The organism is Mesorhizobium sp., assembly GCF_024509055.1.
In the GTDB taxonomy this organism is placed as follows: domain Bacteria; phylum Pseudomonadota; class Alphaproteobacteria; order Rhizobiales; family Rhizobiaceae; genus Mesorhizobium.
Genome location: NZ_JANINM010000161.1, coordinates 1 through 3,703 on the forward strand (window position 1 = coordinate 1; position 3,703 = coordinate 3,703).

4 protein-coding genes and 1 pseudogene are annotated in these 3,703 nt (G+C 65.8%); 2 read left to right on the top strand and 3 right to left on the bottom strand.

The genetic code is table 11. The features are described from left to right. Nucleotides 1–162 (top strand): annotated as a pseudogene (locus tag Q0L57_RS08010) (3-methyl-2-oxobutanoate hydroxymethyltransferase); the annotation flags it as partial. Between the two features lie 19 nt (nt 163–181). Here the strand turns inward: Q0L57_RS08010 and Q0L57_RS08015 are convergent. After that, the gene (locus Q0L57_RS08015; protein WP_296740725.1) at nt 182–832 is read right to left on the bottom strand and encodes a LysE family translocator; all 651 of its coding nucleotides are present in this window, start codon (nt 830–832) and stop codon (nt 182–184) included. Nucleotides 833–866: 34 nt separating this feature from the next. Beyond that, nucleotides 867–1,490 (bottom strand): FMN-binding negative transcriptional regulator, encoded by a 624-nt coding sequence (locus Q0L57_RS08020; protein WP_296740726.1) that lies wholly within the window; start codon nt 1,488–1,490, stop codon nt 867–869. Between the two features lie 76 nt (nt 1,491–1,566). On the opposite strand from Q0L57_RS08020, the gene Q0L57_RS08025 reads away from it, so the two are divergent. After that, nucleotides 1,567–3,018, top strand: a complete 1,452-nt coding sequence (locus Q0L57_RS08025) for a PLP-dependent aminotransferase family protein (RefSeq protein WP_296740728.1) — start codon at nt 1,567–1,569, stop codon at nt 3,016–3,018. 29 nt (nt 3,019–3,047) lie between these two features. Here Q0L57_RS08025 and Q0L57_RS08030 read toward each other — a convergent pair. Beyond that, on the bottom strand, nt 3,048–3,703 hold a 656-nt coding region (locus Q0L57_RS08030), incomplete at its 5' end, for a MurR/RpiR family transcriptional regulator (protein WP_296740729.1).

The window sequence follows — 3,703 nt, forward strand, 5'->3', positions numbered from 1 at the left end:
CGCAACTTCGCCGCCGAATTCGAGCGGCTGCAGCGCGAGCGCATCGCAGCCTATCGCGAGTTCATCGCCGACGTCAGGACCGGCGCCTATCCGGAGCAGCAGCACGTGGTGCCGATCGCCGACGAGGAACTGTCCGCCTTGAGGGTTTCGCTGGGGCTCTAGCGAAACATCGCCGCGCCCATCACAGGACAGGGCGCTTGGCTATGGCCAGCCCGATGCCCAGAACGATCATCGCGCCTCCGGATGCCTCGCGCAGGCGACGGATCACATTGGAACGGCCTGCCGCGCGCTGCCTGAGGCGGCTGGCGGCGAAGGCGACCACGACATCGACCAGCGTGTTGAGCGTGACCGACACGAAGCCGAGAGCCATGAACTGCAGGGCCACATGGGCGGCGCCAGTGTTCACGAACTGTGGGATGAAAGCCAGGAAGAAGGCGGCCGTCTTCGGATTCAGCGCCTCGACCAGCACGCCTTCGCGAAACGCCCGTCGCGCGCCGACCGCGGGCGCAGCCATGCCGCCCTCGAGCGCCGCTTCCGCTTCCCGGCGGGCAGACTGAAAGGTGCGAAAGCCGAGCCAGACGAGATAGACCGCGCCGACGAGCTTCAACGCCGTGAACAATTCCGCGCTCGCAAGCACGAGGGCCGAGACGCCCAGGCTGCCGGCCAGTACGTGCACCATGCCGCCGAGGCCTGTCCCCAGGCTGGAGGCGATGCCTTCGGCGCGCCCGCCGGCCAGCGTACGCGCGGCGACGTAGAAGATGCCCGGGCCGGGCGTGATGGCGAGCAACAACGCCGCGGCGAAGTACAAGGCGAACGAGGTCATATCCAGCATAATGGTCTCACTGAAAGGCGGGCAGCATTGGCCTTCACAACGGGATGAGCGGCGCGACCTCGCGGTCTGAAGCTCGCTCGCTTTCAGAAAGACCCGCCACGACGCCCGTGCGATCGGCCGCATTGCGGTTCTGGCTCATCTTGCGCTTGCCTTCGAGCCTGGTGATGGGCATGCGCAGGCCGACGATGCCGCGCAATTGCGCCTGGATGAAATCCGGCGGCGCGTCCGACACGGCCCAGGGCAAAGCGCGCTCGCCTTCATGGCGATTGGTCAGTCGCGTCACCACCTCGAGCAGCCTGTCCGCATCCTCGAAGAACTCGACCGGTCCATAGGCATGCACGGCGACATAGTTCCAGGTCGGCACGACTTTTCCGCTTTCCCGCTTGGTTTCATACCAGCTTGGCGTCACATAGGCGTCCGGTCCCATGAACATCGCCAGGCCATCGCCCAGCGCAGGTGTGCGCCACTGCGGGTTGGCCTTGGCGACATGGCCGTAGATCACTCCGTGCTCGCCGTCGCTCTCGTCGAACAAAAGCGGCAGCGGCGTCGCAAGCAACCCATCCGCCGTGGCGGTGACCAGGGTTGCCAGTCGCGCCGCGCGGATCGTCGCTATGATGCTCTCCTTGTCGTCGTCGCGGAAAGCGGGCGGAATGTACATGGCAAAACTCCTTGCGTTGCAACGGAAGATGCCGGAAATCTGGCTTGCCTAGAATATCCAGTTTTGAAGCTTTTACATGGTCCAGTTGGATGGGGTCGCGCGGCGGATCATCGCCGCGATCAAGGAGCAGATCCACAGCGGCGCCTATCGGCCCGGCGACCGCTTGCCGTCGACACGGGTCTTCGCGGCCGAATGGGGCGCCTCGCGCACCACAGTGACGGCGGCCTATGGCCAGCTCATCGCGGAAGGCTATCTGATCGTGCGGCCAGGCGCCCGGGCGATCGTGGCGCCGGGACTGGAGGCAGCGTCGGTTGAGATGTCCGCCCCTTCCGACTTGCCGCGTAACCTCTCGGCGTTCGCCAGGCGCCTGCTCGCCTTGCCCGCGCCACTGGAGCCGCAGCCGGCCAGAATAGCGGATTTCCGCTATGGCGAGCTAGCCGGCTCCGACTTCCCGGTGCTGGCCTGGCGGCGGGCGTCGAACAAGGCCATCCTCCAACGCAGCGTACGGCTGCGCTATGGCGATCCCCAAGGCGCGTCTCATCTTCGTGGCGCACTGCAGGGCTATCTCTGGCGCGCCCGCGGCATCAGCTGCGCGCCGGACCAGATCGTCATCGTCAATGGTTCGCAGCAGGGGCTCGACCTCTGCGCGCGGCTGCTGCTGGATCCCGGCGATCGGTTCGTCATCGAGAACCCGGGCTACCCGATGGCCCGTCATGCCTTCGTGGCCGCAGGCGGCGTCGCCTTGCCGCTCGCGGTCGATAGCGACGGGTTGAGGACGGATCTGCTGCAGCCGGCTCGCATGGCCTATGTGACGCCGTCGCACCAGTTTCCGCTCGGCGGCGTGCTCTCGGCTTCGCGGCGACGCTCCCTCCTGGCCTGGGCCGCGGGCACGGGCGCTTACATCGTCGAAGACGATTACGACGGCGAATACCGTCACGACATCGCTCCGATTCCGCCCCTGCAGGTCCTCGGCCCGGATTCCGTCATCTATGTCGGCACGCTGTCGAAGACGCTCTCCCCAACCTTGAGGCTCGGCTATCTCGTCGTCCCAGTTGGCCTGCGCCAAGTGTTCAGCGAAGCGAAACGGCTGACTGACCGGCACGCTCCGATGCTGGAACAGGAGGCGTTGGCGGACCTGCTGTCCAGTGGCGCCTACGAACGTCACGTGCGAACCATCCGCAGGAAGAACGCCGAACGAAGGGAGATTTTGCTGCAGGCCTTGACCGATCATTTCGGTCCGAAGGTTACCGTTGTTGGAGCCGACACGGGACTGCACGTTGTCGCCTGGATGGACGGCATCGACGCCGAACATGAGCTGGCCATCATCGGCGCCGCGCGAGCCGCCGGAGTAGGCCTTTATCCGGTGTCCCCGCTATATGACCCGACCGAACCTCGGCCTGAAACGGCCGGCTTCATTATCGGCTATGCCGGGCTCGACGCGGAGGCACTGCGGCGGGGTGCTACGGTCCTCGCCGCCGTGCTGGCCGAGCACCAGTTCGGTTCGGCACAAGTGCATGGAGATCGATGAAGGTCGGATTAGAGTTCGGACGATGGCGGTCAGCCGACCTCGATGTTCATCTCTGCGATCAGGCGCTCGCGCCCGGCGAGCGAATTCAGTGCCTTGTCGCCCAGTTCCCTGGCGGCGAGATTGAGCAGCGCTTCACAAAAGACGACGTAAGCGCCCATGCTGTTCGAGTAAAAGCTGCTGGCATGAGGAATGAAGAAGGCATGCTCGGCGGGCGGAACGAGCGGCGAGGATCGGGAATCGGTGATCGCGATCACGTTCTGGCCGTTTGCCGCTGCGATGCGGCCGACCTCCGCGACGCTGCGCGTATAGGGCGCGCAGCTGGCGATGATGACGACATCGCCAGGCTCGAGCTGTGACAGCGCTTCGGCGACGCCGAGGCGCGGCGCATCGAGCAGCGCCACGTCCGAGCGAACCATGCCAAGGCAATATGTGAGGAAGCTCGCCAGCGAGTGGAACTGGCGGACGCCGTGCACGCGCACGCGGCGCGCGCTGGCCAGCAGCCTGGTCGCGCCCTTCAGCGAGACGCTGTCCAACTGGCCGAGGAAGCCGTCGACATTCGCCGCCGTTTCACGCGCCAGCCGCTCGAAGACTTCGACCTCGGCGCCGCCTGCCGACGGCGTCGTCATCAGTCTTCCGGCCTGGCGGCTGTAGAAATATTGCTGGTCGTCGGCGATCGCCTTGCGGA